12 protein-coding genes are annotated in these 16,770 nt (G+C 36.7%); 1 reads left to right on the top strand and 11 read right to left on the bottom strand.

Going from position 1 to position 16,770, the window contains the following annotated elements; all coding sequences use genetic code 11:
• Positions 1-390: 390 nt before the first annotated feature.
• The 6 genes from ACFIKQ_RS03150 to thiC are packed head-to-tail and all read right to left on the bottom strand — an operon-like array spanning position 391 to position 5,503.
• Positions 391-1,149 carry a hydroxymethylpyrimidine/phosphomethylpyrimidine kinase gene (locus tag ACFIKQ_RS03150; protein WP_012754914.1) on the bottom strand — a complete coding sequence of 253 codons (759 nt, stop codon included), beginning with the start codon at positions 1,147-1,149 and terminating at the stop codon, positions 391-393.
• Positions 1,140-1,745, bottom strand: a complete 606-nt coding sequence (locus tag ACFIKQ_RS03145) for a thiamine phosphate synthase (protein ID WP_375655895.1) — start codon at positions 1,743-1,745, stop codon at positions 1,140-1,142. Before ACFIKQ_RS03145 ends, ACFIKQ_RS03150 begins: the two co-directional genes overlap by 10 nt.
• Positions 1,742-2,515 carry a thiazole synthase gene (locus ACFIKQ_RS03140; RefSeq protein ID WP_012754916.1) on the bottom strand — a complete coding sequence of 258 codons (774 nt, stop codon included), beginning with the start codon at positions 2,513-2,515 and terminating at the stop codon, positions 1,742-1,744. The genes ACFIKQ_RS03145 and ACFIKQ_RS03140 overlap by 4 nt, the downstream gene beginning before the upstream one ends.
• A gap of 4 nt (positions 2,516-2,519) precedes the next feature.
• The gene (gene thiS, locus ACFIKQ_RS03135; protein ID WP_375644880.1) at positions 2,520-2,717 is read right to left on the bottom strand and encodes a sulfur carrier protein ThiS; all 198 of its coding nucleotides are present in this window, start codon (positions 2,715-2,717) and stop codon (positions 2,520-2,522) included.
• A 3-nt stretch (positions 2,718-2,720) separates the two neighbouring features.
• On the bottom strand, positions 2,721-3,671 hold the full coding sequence (thiO, locus tag ACFIKQ_RS03130; protein WP_375647035.1) for a glycine oxidase ThiO: 951 nt from the start codon (positions 3,669-3,671) through the stop codon (positions 2,721-2,723).
• Positions 3,668-5,503 carry a phosphomethylpyrimidine synthase ThiC gene (thiC, locus tag ACFIKQ_RS03125; RefSeq protein ID WP_375655893.1) on the bottom strand — a complete coding sequence of 612 codons (1,836 nt, stop codon included), beginning with the start codon at positions 5,501-5,503 and terminating at the stop codon, positions 3,668-3,670. The genes thiO and thiC overlap by 4 nt, the downstream gene beginning before the upstream one ends.
• 2,680 nt (positions 5,504-8,183) lie before the next feature.
• Here thiC and ACFIKQ_RS03120 point away from each other — a divergent pair.
• The gene (locus tag ACFIKQ_RS03120; protein ID WP_375655892.1) at positions 8,184-9,158 is read left to right on the top strand and encodes a phage tail protein; all 975 of its coding nucleotides are present in this window, start codon (positions 8,184-8,186) and stop codon (positions 9,156-9,158) included.
• A gap of 1,151 nt (positions 9,159-10,309) precedes the next feature.
• Here the strand turns inward: ACFIKQ_RS03120 and ACFIKQ_RS03115 are convergent.
• From ACFIKQ_RS03115 to ACFIKQ_RS03095, 5 genes are all read right to left on the bottom strand, one after another.
• Positions 10,310-11,143 carry a heme ABC transporter ATP-binding protein gene (locus tag ACFIKQ_RS03115; RefSeq protein ID WP_375655890.1) on the bottom strand — a complete coding sequence of 278 codons (834 nt, stop codon included), beginning with the start codon at positions 11,141-11,143 and terminating at the stop codon, positions 10,310-10,312.
• A complete protein-coding gene (locus ACFIKQ_RS03110) occupies positions 11,140-12,237 on the bottom strand; it encodes a FecCD family ABC transporter permease (RefSeq protein ID WP_375655888.1) in 1,098 nt (365 codons plus the stop codon). Before ACFIKQ_RS03110 ends, ACFIKQ_RS03115 begins: the two co-directional genes overlap by 4 nt.
• A 5-nt stretch (positions 12,238-12,242) precedes the next feature.
• A complete protein-coding gene (locus ACFIKQ_RS03105) occupies positions 12,243-13,145 on the bottom strand; it encodes a hemin ABC transporter substrate-binding protein (RefSeq protein WP_375655886.1) in 903 nt (300 codons plus the stop codon).
• An 18-nt stretch (positions 13,146-13,163) separates the two neighbouring features.
• Positions 13,164-14,207 (bottom strand): hemin-degrading factor, encoded by a 1,044-nt coding sequence (locus ACFIKQ_RS03100; RefSeq protein WP_375655884.1) that lies wholly within the window; start codon positions 14,205-14,207, stop codon positions 13,164-13,166.
• Between the two features lie 271 nt (positions 14,208-14,478).
• The gene (locus ACFIKQ_RS03095; protein ID WP_375655882.1) at positions 14,479-16,656 is read right to left on the bottom strand and encodes a TonB-dependent hemoglobin/transferrin/lactoferrin family receptor; all 2,178 of its coding nucleotides are present in this window, start codon (positions 16,654-16,656) and stop codon (positions 14,479-14,481) included.
• Between the last annotated feature and the right edge of the window lie 114 nt (positions 16,657-16,770).

Below are 16,770 nucleotides of genomic sequence, written 5' to 3'. Positions count from 1 at the left end.
TACAAGAACGCTGATAGGATTCTCTCTTTTCACAAAAAAGGCAAATCGTAAAATGCGAGTGTTCGCGATTATATACATCTTTAAATGTACAATTTGTTTAAATTACGCTATTTTAAATTTTTAAACAGACTAAGCTCTTTATAATAAAAGAATTCTCTACTGAATGCAAGTGGTATGATAACATTTTTGATCATTATATTCTATATTTAATAATTAATGAAAGTGATTTTTGTAGTATTTTATTTGTAATAATTAAGTATAAATTTTTTATTATTATATTTTTATCTTTTTTTTAATAATTTTTATTAAAAATATTAAATATATTAATGAGATATATAAATATTACTTTTATATGAGAAAATATTAGATATATGAGAAAATACTAAGACTTTACAAACTGTTTTTGCAATGGGTTAAAAGCAATGTGTAGATATATGCTTTTGCTTTTTTTACAGCTGAAATGAGAGGTTCATTTAATGCTAAATGCGCAGCAATAGCGCTTGAGAGAATGCAACCTGTTCCTCGCATTGTTCCTTTTAAACGTGGCGTAGAAATATTTATGACTTCAGTTTTGTCAATGAAGCTATCAATTGCAAGAGGACCCTCTGCATGTCCCCCTTTTACTAAAATAGATCGAGCTCCCAATGACAAAAGTTTTTTTGCTTGTTGTATTGCTTGCTCATCATGAGATGCCAATGGACTTTGGCTAAGAAGAGCAAGTTCTTCTCTATTCGGTGTTAAAAGAGTAACATGAGAAAGCAGTTTATCGATCATCGTGTCGATGATTGCTTCCGTTGTTAGTTTTCCTCCTGATGAAGCGACAAGTACGGGGTCCAAAATAACTGGAACATGGGGATAGTCTTTGAGTACGTTACAGATTGCTGTTATAATTGCTTTTGTACCCATCATACCGATTTTTATTGCGCTTATTGGATTTGCTTCTAGGGCAGCACGCATTTGCGCAGCGACGAGGTCTTCACGCATTGGAATGATTTCGGCAACGCGATTATCATCTTGTACGTTAACACAAGTGATTGCCAAATTTGCTTTTATTTGAAAATGTGCAGCGGTTTCTATATCACGAACAATACCGGCACCTCCTGTTGGATCCGTGCCTGCAACAATAAGAATGGAAGGTATCAACGCCATGTTTGTGTCACTTTTATCCACTGTTGGACACGTTCTTCAGGTTTTTTATGGAGGATAATATCAGTCACAACAGCAGCACTATTTGCTCCCGCTTTTAAAACACCAACTGCGCGTTCTGGTGTTAAACCACCAATACCCACCAAAGGTAAAGCACCAATCCGCTTTCTCCATTGTTTGATTTTTTCTAGTCCTTGCGGCATCCATTTCATTTTTTTTAAGATTGTCGGATAAATAGGACCAAGTGCAATATACTCAGGATTAACAGAGAGTGCGATATCCAATTCATGTTCATCATGTGTACTAAGACCAACTTTTATACCACTTTTACGAATTGCGTGAAGATCAGCATTGCTTAGGTCTTCTTGTCCCAGATGAATAAAATTGCACTTTTCATCAATTGCTATTTCCCAATGATCATTAATAATTAATTGTGCTTCCAATTTATTGCATATGTTTTTTGCGCGCTTGATATGTTGACGGATTATTTGTTGATTTTCATGTTTCATACGCAATTGTACGAGCTTGATGCCAAGAGGGAGCAAACGTTCAACCCAATCAGCGTTATCAACGATGAGGTAAAATGGATCCAGTTTCATGAAAATACTGCTTTTCCAATGACTGGCGTTGAAGGGACTGCTACATTGCGTGCTTCGATCATGCCAGCTTTATATCCCATACGTCCTGCTTGAACAGCTTTAGAAAATGCTTCAGCCATTAAGACAGGATCACCTGCTTTAGCAACTGCGGTATTAAGCAGTACTGCATCATAACCGAGTTCCATCGCAATGGCAGCATGTGATGGGCGTCCAATGCCGGCATCAATAACAAGAGTAGCGTCAGGAAGGTAAGCACGGATAGAACGCAGTCCATCAGTATTATGAGGTCCTTTGGCAGAACCAATAGGAGCACACCAAGGCATAATAACACGGCAACCAATGTCGAAAAGTTTTTCAGCAACAATGAGATCATCCGTTGTGTAAGCAAAAATTTTGAAACCTTCATTGTTTAAAATTTGCGCTGCTTCGATTAAGGAAAAAATATTTGGCTGTAAGGTGTCTGGGTTTCCTATCACTTCGAGTTTAATCCAAGCTGTTTTAAAGAGATCTCTTGCTAATTGCGCTGTGGTTACGGCCTCTTTAACAGTATAACAACCAGCAGTATTAGGAAGCACTGTTACCCCAAGTTCTTGAAGAAATTGCCAAAATTGTCCACCTTGTTTTCCACCTGCCGTTTCACGACGCAAGGAAACAGTCACAATTTCCGTATTCGATTTATGAATAGCATCACGAAGAATTGCTGGTGAAGGATATTGCGCTGTACCTAATAGAAGACGGGAAGAGAATTGTCGTCCATAAAGATTCAGCATAATTTTAGCCTCCTTGCATTGGGCTTAAAATTTCAATTTTATCTCCTTCATGCAAGACAAATTGGCTTCGTGCATCTATGGAAACAACTTCAGCGTTAACAGCGGTTGCAAGCCAATTTTCTTCATAACCCAATTCTTCAAGCAAGAGACCGAGAGTCGTAACTTCTGTTTGGACTGTTTCACCATTAACAAATATTTGCATGCTTTATTCCAATGCCAATTTCATTGCTCGTTTTGCCATTTCTGGAGATAAAAGAAAACCATGTCTATAAAATCCATTAATAGAAATACAATTACCATCTTTATGCACAGAAGGGAAGTTATCAGGATAACATGGACGAACACCAACACCAGATTCAATAATTTCTGCTTCAGCAAAAGCAGGATGTAAAGTATAAGCCGCGTTGAGCAGTTCCATCATTGATCTCACTGAGATTGCACCATCAAAGTCACTTTCAATCATTGTTGCGCCAATCATAAAGATATTATCTTGTCGAGGTACAATGTAGAGAGGAAACCGTGGATGAAGAAGACGAATTGGACGCGAAATTTTAATATCGGTACAGCGCACGAGAAGCATTTCGCCGCGTACGCCCCGTATATTTTTATCTTTTCCTAAACGGGCTATTCCTGTCGCATCAATAACAATATCAAAATTTGTTTCAGCCGTCTCTACATCAACAAAACACGCTCCATTGTTGAGAAGCTTTTCTTTTAAAGCCATAAGTGCTTTGCGAGGATCAATATGGGCTTCATTTTCATAAAAGAGCGCACAGTTAAAACGTTCCGCAAGATCTGGTTCAAGATGAGCTATTTCTGTATTATCTATGGTTTTGTGATTATGCGTGCGCCCAGAAAATCGTTCAAGCTCTCCTCTATCTCGTGTAGGTGCAACCACTAAAGTGCCTTTTTGTATGACAAGGTTGGGGAGCATTTTACGCCACCACTGTATAGCTTGTATACCAAGATCTTCAACAATCTGTTCCGCATTTTCTCTCTCACAGTAAGGTGCGAGCATTCCTCCTGCATACCAACTAGCACTTCCTATAGGAGAATGAGGGGGAGCTGATATAGTAACAGAAACACCTTTTCGCTGTAACATAAAGGCAACCGTTAAGCCGCCTACACCTGCACCTTTGATAAGAATGTTCTTCAACTGTTTACTTTCTCTTTTTGAGGAGAAACGATTTCCATATAAAGATCACCATTTTTTTGATATTTTTCGGCCATGGCGATCATACCTTCCCCTTTTGTTTTTCTTATTGCTGCTGCCTCACGAATATCATGAGAAATACGCATAGAACAGAATTTTGGTCCACACATGGAACAAAAATGTACCAATTTATGGGCTTCTTTAGGCATTGTTTCATCATGAAAGGCACAGGCTGTTTCCGGATCAAGAGAAAGGTTGAATTGATCATGCCATCTAAAATCAAATCGTGCACGCGAAAGAGCATTATCGCGCAATTGTGCTCTAGGCAAACCTTTGGCAAGGTCAGCGGCATGAGCAGCAATTTTATAAGTGATCACACCAGTTTTTACGTCATTCCTATCGGGGAGTCCTAGGTGTTCTTTAGGCGTTACATAACACAACATAGCTGTTCCAAACCATCCAATCATAGCGGCACCAATTGCTGATGTAATATGATCATAACCAGGAGCAATGTCGGTTGTAAGAGGTCCCAAAGTATAAAAAGGCGCCTCGTGACAGAGATCTAATTGTTGCTCCATATTTTCTTTAATTTTGTGCATTGGGACATGCCCAGGACCTTCAATCATAACCTGTACATCTTTTTCCCAAGCAATTTTTGTCAATTCTCCCAAAGTTTTAAGCTCTGCAAATTGGGCTTCATCATTGGCATCGGCAATAGAGCCAGGGCGCAATCCATCTCCCAAGGAAAGAGAGATGTCATACGTGCGTGCAATATCACAAATTTCATCAAAATGTTCATAAAGAAAACTTTCTTTGTGATGATGCAAGCACCATTTTGCCATAATAGAACCACCTCGTGAAACAATACCTGTTACCCGATCAACGGTTAAAGGGATAAAAGGTAATCTTAATCCCGCATGAATGGTAAAATAATCAACACCTTGCTCTGCTTGTTCAATAAGGGTATCACGGAAAATATCCCATGTTAAGTTTTCGGCAATACCCTGTACTTTTTCAAGTGCTTGATAAAGTGGAACAGTCCCAATGGGAACAGGGGCATTTCGAATAATCCACTCACGAATATTATGAATATTTCGACCTGTTGAGAGATCCATAACTGTATCTGCTCCCCAGCGAATGGCCCAAACCATTTTATCAACTTCTTCTTCCATAGATGAAGTCACTGCTGAATTGCCAATATTGGCATTAATTTTAACACGAAAATTACGCCCAATAATCATGGGTTCACACTCTGGATGATTAATGTTTTGTGGAATAATGGCGCGTCCACAAGCAATTTCATTGCGAACAAATTCGGCAGTATAAATTTCTGGTATTGATCCAGAAAATGTTTCATTTGATGGTACATTCTGCCGTTCTTTTACTGCTAATCCTTCATTTTCTCGTATAGCCACATATTCCATTTCCGCTGTAATAATGCCTGCGCGCGCATAAGCCATTTGTGTAATTGCTTTGCCATTTTTTGCTCGTAAAATGGGACGTTTTTGTTTAAAGGTTGGTGTAAGGTTTTTATCAGAAGCCAATCCATTATCTTCAGGTTTAACTAATCGTGCAGGATAAGTTTCAGTATCATCCCGCTTAGAGAGCCAAGGCAAGCTAATTGCTGGCAAGCCTTTTGTAATATCAATGATCATATTTTTATCTGTGTAGGGGCCAGAAGTATCGTAAACGTTTAAAGGTTTCTCATCACTGCCATCAGTCAGTGAAATTTCACGCAATGGTACGTGCACATCAGAAAAGATAGGACTTTGTTGATAAATTTTGCGTGAAGCGGGAAAGGGGCTACAACTGATTGATGGAGTATTTTTCTGCACAAACTTTTTCCTTATAGATACAGAGTTCAAAAATAGGTTGCGATGTTAATGGGGATGTATTCAAATTATCAATTACGAGCATGCGGATGAATAGAAATAGTATTGCTTTATAGCAAAGCAAACCCAATAAAGCTCAAGAAAATTTATTTTGAAAAATTGATACAATATCTATTCTAATATTTGCATGCCTCCTCCCACTTAAAGTATTTTTGTTAATACGAATATGGTTGGCTTAAATATCTATATTGTCAATCATAAAAATATATTTAAACGATTTTGGTGTGTTTTTTAAGAGTGAAAATAGATATTATGAAGTGATAAACTATGATACTGAAGCTTTTATAAACAAGAATAAAGTTAAAAACGGATTATCAAGGAAAAATTAGATAGTTTATAGCTCTGATCGAGATTTTTTTCATATTAAAGTAATAACTCAGAATACCATAAGATTCTTTCATCATACATCTTTTCATATAAAATCACTTCTTGCACGTCATCAGTGGGAGCATATGGGGCAAAACACTTGAAGAAAGGAAGCCAAAAGTCATTCATGAACATTCTCAGATGCGAGGACTATCGCAATGTGGGGACCAACAAAATGTATAATGGGTTCTAGCTTGTATCTTCAAAAGCTTAAAGATGATGATCTGTAATGGCTTATCATTGTATCATTGACGTGCGCTGTCGTAAAATGAACGGAGTATATTTTAAGCAATATTTCTTTAAAAAGTGCGTGATATGCAATATCATTATATTTTGTGTGGGGCATTCTATTTTTCATGAGGGGATGTTCCCATTAAGAATGCGATAAACAAAAGCGTGAAACAATACCTAATCTTCATTATTAAAAATAAATTGCCTTGAATGTTTTAAAAATCGTAAAGCGGAATTAAAAAATGATGATGAAAATAAACAAAGGCTTTTCATCTTGAAATGTCATCAACACTTTTAAAGAGTTGGAAGAGAGAGGAAAGCAAAAGGATGTATCTCAGCATAAAGTACTACGTAAATTCATTAATTAGTTTGCAATAGAAATGCGCACAAAGCGCTGTGTTTTAGCTTAAGATGAGGCAAAAATTCATTTTTTGAGACATAAAACTCTTTGTTTTCAAGGTAAAGTTATTCAAGAGTCATGTGATATCGTGCAACAATATTACAGATAAGAAATCACTAATTATATACAAAAAGCTTTCTAATTATAATGAAGTGCTCTTATTATTATAAGACAACAAGAGAAAAATTGAGTAAATTTGCGTCAAAATTTTTTTAAACACTAAAATAGGTAATAAATAAAACAAACGCAAACAAAGAATTATTATGATAATGATTAACAAAGCCAAAAACTAATTTTGGAATAAGTAGGGAATTATGAGGAGGAGTAACCAAATTCCCACTAATATTGCTATTATTAGCAATGTTACAATTGGTAGCCATATAAAAGCTGCAGCTATACAGGCAAAGATGATTGGTATACCCCAGAGATAGACAAATGTGTTAACAAGAGACTCATAGGTAAATTCGTTAGTGAATTCTTTATCTACACTATTATAGCATTCTATAATCGCTTTGTATTGTCCCACTAATACTATAAAACTGGTTATGAACATTATGAAAGATATAAAAAACAGTTTATCTTTTAGATCTTGTTAAAAAAATCATTTTTAAGTAGTGCACTTATACTAAATAATGAGGTAAACGCCGGAAAGAATAGAGAAGAGCACCAATAATTGCAAGATGTTGTTGAGAATGATTTATTATTCTTGCAAAAAAAATATACATATAATAATATATATAGAGATATGCTAAGTGCGGGAGGGGAGAATTTGATTACGGGGCGTTTAAAAAAACAAGAGTATTGTTCATAAAAATTGGGGGAGGATGCTAGGTTATGTTTTTTAATATTTTCCGGATTGGATACAACCTTCAGATTTGGTGAGGGTGTGTGGTGTTTCTTTAGTATTTCAAAGTATTTCATTTCCAGTTCAATGAAAGTGTGAAGAAATGTCCATATTGAATATATTCTCTATGGTGCATTTAGATTAGACAAAAGCTTGTTCAAAAAAACATTGGTGCTGACCTTGTGACACAATTTCAGGAATAAATTGAATAAAATAGAACAAAGCATCTGCATGTGAATAAAAACATAATGAAGCATGCAACGAAGTTGAAGCTAACTTTTAAAATTTTAATACAAGTGATAGCCAAAAGATAGAGTTTCTTTGTTTTAAAATATCGACGCGATAGATTTAAACTATTGAAAAAAATAAAAAAAGATAATGTTTAAATCAGAAACTTTCTATGTGGATGATAAGTTATTACATTCGATAATGGTTGTATGAAATCCATAATAAGGAAAATTTTGAACAGTATTTATAAATTTTGCAACAAGATGCAAGATTTAAAAAATAATTATATAACAACAGCAAAGCAACAAAACAAGATATTAAGTAACATCAGATGAGGTGTTACATTACACATTAGAAGAGAAAACATTAATACTAATGTTATGAAAAGCATCTGGTGAATTTAGGTTATTAAATTGTAAGGAGTGAAGAGAGGTAAAATGCGTAAATACGGATGGTGCAGTGATTATGATGTACCAATCAACAGCGGCAGCACATTTTAGTGCACAGAACGAGAATTTGTTAAAAAAAACTATGAAAATAATGGGGGATTTATAATGTCTAATATTTACGATTGGTCTCTAAAGGCTGATGAAAATGCTTATTCAGATAGTATCATTAATTGGGCAGAAGGTCAGCCGCCTAGTTCTGTTAATGATAGTGCACGGGCGATGATGCAGCGCGTGCGTGAATATCTTGCAGATAATGGTGGATCTATTAATTCAAGCTTTATAGTAAATGTGGAAGATAAAACAACATTAATTACCTTAAAGACAGTTTCGCCTATAAAGAAATACAACAATGATATCATCATACGTTTTAAAGCTTGTGGTGTAAATATTGGCGCGACAAAAATAACTGTTAATAATATAGGAGAAAAGCTTATCTATAAAGCAACTGATGCGGGGGTTATACCATTAGAAGGTGGAGAACTTCAAACAGATGGCATTTATGAAATGGTATACAATAATGGTGTTTTAATAAAAGAGCATGAGGGGTGGTACTTATTAAATCCTACACCACCAAAGATAGAAAGTTTCCCCTCTGGATTCATTGCAACATTTGCTATGCAAAATGTGCCAAATGGTTGGCTTTTGTGTGATGGTAAGGCCTATAAGCGTGAAGATTATCCGCAGTTATTCAACGCAATAGGTGATAAATGGGGAAAAGACAGCAATAAAACTTTTAAAGTTCCTGATTTTAGAGGCATGTTTTTACGCGGCTTTGATAATGGTCGGGGTTTAGATGGTGGTAGAAAATTTGCAGATGAACAACAAGATAGCATAAAATCACATACGCATATTGGGAGTATTGAAAATGCAGGCGAGCATGCGCATAATTTTGAGTATCAAGGGGTAGGATGGCCAGTTGGTGATATTGGGAGACTACCGAATCACTATACTTATAATGCGACCCTGAAAGGGAGAACAGGTTCTGCTGGTGCACATACACACAAGGTAACTCTTTCCCATACGGGTGAGGCAGAAACGCGCCCTGTTAATGCAACCGTTGTCTACGCTATAAAATCATGAGTATGTTTGAGTAATAATAATCCATACACCCTGATAGTTTTGTTAACGCGGAGCAATTCCGCGTTATCTTCATATACATATACATGAAGAGGAAATCTATATTGTTAATACGATACTTGAGAGAGTCAAAAAACAATTTTAAAATGATAGAAAGAAAGAGTTAAGGATATAATTTATTATAAGAAAAAGAAAATCATAACTTTTTTATAATTGTATGATAACATAGGAAAAATGTGTAACAATCATTTAAACTGTGCCGTGAAGAGATCTGGAGATATATTTTTTCATAAGGTGTTTTGATAGGGGGTAAGGTGATAAAATTATTCAACCTGAGGCATAAAAAAGTACAATATTTTTAGCGTTTTTTGTGCAAAAACAGCATACCCCTGTATGAGTTAATTCATCTCATAAAGATATCTCTCATATTGTTGTCGATTTCATTTCTTTGCATTGCTATGGTGTAGGCCTTACCTGTAAATGATAGTATTCCTTGAGTGGAATCATCGTTATGCTTGTGAAGCAGCAGACAAACGCTATCTCTCTCCTCATCCCTATATTTCGCACTGTTTTTGCATTAGGGGGCTTATAAGAAGCGTTATTGAATTTATTTTAAAGTTTTTATTCAATAGTTTAATTATTTGTGATATGCCAATGAACATTTTTTTAAAATAGAGAGAGAAAAGTAAAGAATATCATTATAAATCAATATTTATTTATACAAAAAGCTAAATTATATGTGTTATAAAGAAAATATTACCATTACAGCTACAAATAAATCTTTTATGGATGGGAGAAAGGTACTTGATTTCTACATGGTCCTTAGAAGATATAAATAATACACCCCATTATTATAACAAAGGCATTTGTACGCATTTCTTGAATCATTTTTATAAAGATAAAAGTGATAGAAAGAGTGGGAAAACGCATATTTATGTTGTATAAATTAGTATTATCTAACAGTGTGATAGCAAAACAAAATTTCACATGTTTTTAGTTATGTAAAATCTTAAAAAATTTTAAACTAGTAGTTTTTTCCCAAAATATCTTTAGGGTGTTTGGTCTTCTTTTTTAAAATGACAGATGACAAAAAAAACTCATATAAAAATAAAAAAAATTCTTGAATATTTGCATGTTTTATTTTTCTATGGACTTTAGTTTTTAGATTGAAACCGATAGCTTAGAGATCTAATTTCATAGGAGGATGCTGTTTGAGGGAGTATAAATGGGATATCTTCTTTAGGTAATTCAGAAACGTTTAAAGAACAATGATAAACATCGCGGAGATTTTGTGTTGTCAAAACGTTAGTTGCATTTCCTTCGCAATAAATCTCTCCTTCCTTGAGCAAAATCATGTTATCTGCATAATGTGCTGCGAGATTGAGGTCATGAAGAACAGCAAGAACGCCGCCACCAGAATGGGCAAATTGTTTCGCAATATCCATAACGATGATTTGATGTTGAATATCGAGGCTAGCAATAGGTTCATCTAATATCATCCAGCGAGGAATTCCATTATGAACAGGTTTCCAGATTTGGCAAAGTACACGGGCAAGTTGTACTCTAGCTTGTTCTCCACCTGATAATTGGTGATAATACAGGTTGCCATAATCAGAAAGGTCAACGCACTCTAAAGCTTTTTGGATAAGATTTTGCACTTCGGCTTTGGCAATGGTAAATTGGTTTACAGAAAGGCCAAGCCCTACAACTTCATGGACTAAGAATGGAAATACGAGCGTTGTTGATTGTGGTAGTACAGCGCGCATTTTCGCCATTTCATGAGTTTTTGTTTGGCATACATTATAACCATTTAAGGTTATTTTTCCACTGTAAGGAATTTCACCACTCAGAGCTTTGATAAAAGTACTTTTTCCTGATCCATTAGGACCAATAATAATGGTAAAAGCACCACTTTTAGCTTGAAGATTAATGTGTTTAAGAATCTGCTTCTTTCCGCGCTGAACACAAATATTTGTCGCTTCAATCATGAAAAGTCTGTTCCTCGTTTGCATATAAGGATCCATAGAAAGAAAGGTGCACCAAAAAGTGCTGTTACAATTCCAATTGGCAATTCTGCGGGGGCAACAATTAAGCGTGCAAACGTATCAGCAAAAATAAGTAATGCTGCTCCCAAGAGAGCAGAGCAAGGAATGAGATAGCGATGATCAGGACCAATGAGTTGACGTAAAATATGAGGAACAATAATACCAATAAAACCAATACCACCACTGACAGCAACAGCACTACCACACATAAGAGCAACAAGGGGAATAGCAATATTTTTAACGCGTTGAATATGGAAACCAATATGGCCAGCAACAGCTTCTCCAAGAGCAAGGGCATTAAGTGCTCGTGATAAAAAGGGAGAGAAAAGAAGACCAATAACGATGAAAGGGAGAACGAGCCATACTTTCAACCACGTAGCGCCCGCAAGAGAGCCAAGACTCCAAAAAGTGATATCACGGAGTTGTTGGTCATTTGCGATAAAAATCAATGTTCCAACAACTGCACTGCTTAATGCACCAAGAGCAATACCAGCAAGCAGCATGGTTGCAATAGAGGTAAAGCTATTATGCGTTGCTATTATGTAGAGAATAATCGTTGATAAAAGTCCACCAAAAAAAGCACCTATGATAACTTTGTAAGGCTCTAGAAAAGGTGCAAATGAAACAGGAAAAGCAATACCGACAACAATTGCTAAGACTGCTCCAAGTCCAGCACCTGCTGATACACCTATAATTCCAGGATCTGCAAGAGGATTACGGAAAAGCCCTTGCATAAGAACACCGGAGACAGCTAAAGCTGCTCCAATCAACAATCCAAAGATAACACGGGGAAGCCTTATGTCGATAAGCACGAGGTAATCACGCGTTTTACTACTTACTGAAAAATCTTGTGTAAGCATTACATGGAGGAGATCAACGAAAGAAACCTTTGCGGCACCATTCAAGAGCCCACCAAAAATACTAAAGATAAGGAATATTATTAAGCTTAATAATAAAATCTTTCCCTGCTTTGAACGGTTTATTTTTTTACCTTCTTTTGCTTCAGGTAAATGCATCATGGATGTACCGTCTACCATTTTTATCAGCTCTTACCGTTTTGATTTGCACCATAAAGTATCTCAATAAGCTCTCTTGATGCGTCTGCAGTGCGTGGACCAAATCCTAAAAAATACATAGCATCCATCTGTTTTATGGCATGATTTTTTGCTGCTGTTGTTGCTTGAACTGCCGGTATGGCTAAAATCTTATCAATGCTGGTTGATCTTGCACCATGTTTTACAAGTAAGATAACATCAGGATCTGATTTCAATAACGCTTCGCCGTTGAGAAGTTTATATCCTTTATAATCGGTGATAGCATTGATAGCACCTGAAAGTTTTATCATACTATCAGCTGCAGTACCTGTTCCAGATGCCATGACGCGTCCATTTTGCACAGAGAAAACAAAAAGAACACGCTTTGGTGTTGTTACTTTCGCCAAAAGCGCATCGTTTTCTAAAAAATTACGCTTCAATTTTTCAATTAACGCAGCCGCTTGCACTTCTCGATGAATAGCTTGGCCAACGAGGCGAATCTTTTCTATCACATTTTCACGGGAGTAGTCTTCTGGTATGATCACCAGAGGTATTGATGTTTTTTTGAGAATATCAATTGTTGAAGCGGGACCGCTTCCTTCAACAAGCAATATGCCCTCTGGGGCAAGTGATAAAACACCCTCAGGTGAAAGAGCACGCATATATCCAAGCACAGGAAGCTTGAGCGCTTCTTGTGGGTAGACGCTTGTACTATCACGGGCGACAAGTTGATCTTGGGCTCCCAATGCATAGACAATTTCTGTAAGTGCTCCGCCGATAGAAACAATTCGAGCATTTTCAGGAAAACGGGTTGTGGGTTCAGCAATCACTTGTTTAGAAAAACAGGTAAGAGAGAGCAGTAAACACATAAGGAAAAGGTTTGATAACCTATGCAAAAGAGATATGAACATGTTTGACCTTACCTTATCTTAGTTACTGCTGTTTTCTTGGCACGATGGTAAACCATTCAATAAAGAGCGCCAATCTTCACGTTCTTTTTGGCCCTCCTTGCGTACGCCAAAGAATTGAATAATCATCTCATCATCTTTATCGAAAACTTCAAGTGAGTTGACATACCCATCAATTGTAGGTTTGCGAACACGCCATACCTTCTTGATTCCAGAAACGAGTAAATGGAGGTGAAATTTCTGATCGAGAACATTAAGCCAAGGTCCCATTTGCTTAATATTCTTTACTTGCCCAGTGAAAATTTGGATACATCCTTTATTTCCAACAAAACACATAATTGGTAACTCTTCTTGCGCAACTTGTTTGAGCATCATCTCAACAGCTTCTATTTTTAACTCATCGGCAAATTCATTTCCGGCATGTTTTACAGCATTATGTCGATTAATTTTCAGTTCAGAAATAATTCCATGAAGTTGATGCACATCAGTCATCTGTCGCCAACGATCTCGGAACTTTTCAACATCTAGCTTTGCCGTATCACATTGTACTGGAGTAGGAACGGGAGAAATATCAAGTGCGGGTGATTGATCGTCATGAAGCAACTTTTCAACAAGTGCAGCCCATTCTTCCATATTTGTTGCGTCTTGAGAATAGAGTTTGAAAATAGCAATGCCATATTGATCAAAAAATTGCAGACTTTTCATAGGTGTTCCGAGAATAGTCACGTCATGCTCGAAACCAAACTTCCACTGTTTTGAAAAAATACGCAAGTCAATTTCACCGAGTGTTATCGGAATATGCTGGCTTTGAACAATCTTCTCAAAACATCCTGTTATTTCATGGACAGCATTTTCATTCCGTGTTAATGCCATGACTATTCCAAGTTTAGGAGCATTTTCCAAGAGAGTAGCGACATCAGCGCGTAGTTTTTTTGCTTTTCCAATTGTACAATAAGCCGCAATGAGTTCTGCTTCGGATATACCAATAGAGTCCGCGAAATCGCGGTTACGCATTTCTTTTTTTTCTTCACGCAAGCGAATAATCATTTCGGCTGTGTATGACATGGGCTTATCCTTATGTTACCTGTTTAAAGGTTAATTGTTTAATTTTTCAAATCAAAAAAAGTAAGTCGAACCACTATCAACTAATGGTTCAACTCACCACCAAACAAGCCCTTATTTTATCAACAATAGAACAATAAAAACCAATAAATTACAAAGAGTTAAAGCGCAAACCTCAAAATTTGTTGTTCAAAGAACAATGAGAACAGAAACGCAATAATTTATTTTTTATCGATATAACCTTTTTAATTGATCTAATGGTTAACAAAAGTGACTAAAATTTTTGCACGAACGAAACTTTAAAGTTGCGACCAGGCTGACTATAATAATCCTTCGGCGTTGAGCCGTCATCGGAAGGAAGATCTGATACATTCCAATATTTTTGATTGAACAGATTATAAACACCAGCCCTTATAACAGGACCCTTTTCACCAAAGGGCTTCAACCAACCTGACACATCAATAATATTATAACCTGGAATTTTTTGATAGTCCGATTCCTTAGCAACTTTATCACGTTTGGCAGATGAGGTAAGCACGACGTCTGCTCCCCAGATTTCTTTTGCATATCCGATCCCAGCAATCACTTTTAAAGCTGGAATTGAGTTAAGATATTCATCTTTATCAAGATCCTTTCCTTGCGAATAGGTAAGAGAAAAATTGCTATGGAATCCATCATTAAGAGCCAAATGTATTTTTGCTTCAGCACCATAAATACGCACATTCGCACGATTTGTATAATGGCGACGTCCCAATCGGTATTCCTCTGATGGCCCTATATCCACAGTATCTATGAAGTCCTTGTATTGATTGAAAAAGGCACTGAGTGAACCACCGAAATTTCCATTTCCATACCTTATGCCAACATCATACCCATTGCTCGTTTCTGCTTTTAGATCAGGGTTGCCCTTCGAGTAATAAGCAGGGGGTTTCATATAAGAGACGTAAAGTTCTGCAACACGTGGTGCACGAAAAGCCTGTGCCCATTGAGCATAGAGCGTTACTTGATCACGAACATCCCACTCCACACGTAATTTGGGAGAAAAACGTGAACCATTTCTTTCTGGAGGAAATTTGTCAGAAAGCAGAGCTTTCTCATAAGAAGACGTTTTCTGAGGGATATACTTATACCAATCATAACGAATTCCAGGTGTTATACGGAAATGGTTATCAGCAAAGCCAATTTCATCTTCAAAAACAAAACCCAAATTATAGCCATTTGTATCTGGTGAATCTGACCGATTAGCGGGTACAAAGAGGCACCCCCGTGCATTTTCCGGCAAGTGACAATTATCTTTCCCGAACAAATAATGATGAAACTTAGATGACACGACATTAGCGGCAAGCTTTAACGTATGATCTACAGTGCCAATATGAACTTTCTTGAGAGCATCAGCATTGAAACCATAATTGGTATTACGCAAAAAATTATCTCTCAAAAAATCCCCTTTGGGTGCCGAAACACGAAATGAAGTCGTAATATCATGACTTGACTGTCTTTGCCAATAAATCTGTCCACGAAACGCATCAAAAATAGCATCTTCATTGCCGTTATAGTCATAAGAAAGAGAAAAGCGTTCACGGAGTTTGTCGTCCTTCTCATAAACGGAACCAGGGGCATATCTGTCAGAAGCATTCAATAAATGTGTATCAATATTGTGACCAAAACGCTCTGCTGTAAAACCAAGCCGGTGATTGTCATCAAGGTATTGGTGAATTTTAAAGAGCAAATTATTTTGGTCAAAATGAGCAGGGTTTTTACGTGTGCGCTCTTCATAGCCTTCTAGAGTTCCCATATTTTTGCGCTCATGACCTTCCGCATAAGAACCTTGGAAAAGCAAAAACGTTTGTTGAGCACGCATTGCAACAGCTTGATCTACGTGCCAACTATTATCAACAGAATGATAACCACCTCTTATAAGACCACCCCAATTTTTTCCTTCTGTGATAAGATCTTCAGGATCAAGGGTACGCAACGCAACAACTCCTCCTAGTGCACCAGAGCCATAAAGACTAGAATCCGATCCCTGAATAACATCAAGTGTGGAAAGCGCACTAAAGTCAAACATTGTGTTACCACTGTTCTCACGCAATATATCATTGAACCATGGAAGAACAATACCATCCATTGTTGTGAGAACACGGTTTGCTTCTAAACCACGCATGACAAAACTGTTATTGCTTGGGTTATACCCCACGGTTGGATAAAGACGACTAATATCATAGGCATCAGTTATTTGCTTCTCACGAATATCCTTCGCGGTTTTTCGATCTGTCAGAATACTGACCGAATCCAAGGCCGTTCCTATTTTTTTCTCTTCAATAACAATTGGTTTGAGTTCAGTGACAGCACCTCCATCTTTATTTCGTGCAAAAACAAATGAAGGCATACAGACCGATAATGCACTTAAAATCACACAGCTTTTATAGATATTTTTTCGTCTTATTTGCATAACACATCACAACCTTTTTAAACATCCCCTCTCTGTTTTGAAATTTTACTTACATACAAAAAGGCTGGACCCGCTGATTAAAACTTGCCAGCCAAGCAGAAATGATTTTGCCAA

This window comes from Bartonella sp. MR63HLJHH (assembly GCF_042194155.1).
Lineage (GTDB): Bacteria > Pseudomonadota > Alphaproteobacteria > Rhizobiales > Rhizobiaceae > Bartonella > Bartonella grahamii.
Note: the sequence above shows the minus strand (reverse complement) of the source record. Positions and strands in the feature narration are given on the sequence as shown.

Coding starts and splice junctions, on each gene's coding strand:
- ACFIKQ_RS03150 (WP_012754914.1), bottom strand. CDS start 1,149: ATGGCGTTGATACCTTCCATTCTTATTGTTGCAGGCACGGATCCAACA.
- ACFIKQ_RS03145 (WP_375655895.1), bottom strand. CDS start 1,745: ATGAAACTGGATCCATTTTACCTCATCGTTGATAACGCTGATTGGGTT.
- ACFIKQ_RS03140 (WP_012754916.1), bottom strand. CDS start 2,515: ATGCTGAATCTTTATGGACGACAATTCTCTTCCCGTCTTCTATTAGGT.
- thiS (WP_375644880.1), bottom strand. CDS start 2,717: ATGCAAATATTTGTTAATGGTGAAACAGTCCAAACAGAAGTTACGACT.
- ACFIKQ_RS03120 (WP_375655892.1), top strand. CDS start 8,184: ATGTCTAATATTTACGATTGGTCTCTAAAGGCTGATGAAAATGCTTAT.
- ACFIKQ_RS03115 (WP_375655890.1), bottom strand. CDS start 11,143: ATGATTGAAGCGACAAATATTTGTGTTCAGCGCGGAAAGAAGCAGATT.
- ACFIKQ_RS03110 (WP_375655888.1), bottom strand. CDS start 12,237: ATGGTAGACGGTACATCCATGATGCATTTACCTGAAGCAAAAGAAGGT.
- ACFIKQ_RS03105 (WP_375655886.1), bottom strand. CDS start 13,145: ATGTTCATATCTCTTTTGCATAGGTTATCAAACCTTTTCCTTATGTGT.
- ACFIKQ_RS03100 (WP_375655884.1), bottom strand. CDS start 14,207: ATGTCATACACAGCCGAAATGATTATTCGCTTGCGTGAAGAAAAAAAA.
- ACFIKQ_RS03095 (WP_375655882.1), bottom strand. CDS start 16,656: ATGCAAATAAGACGAAAAAATATCTATAAAAGCTGTGTGATTTTAAGT.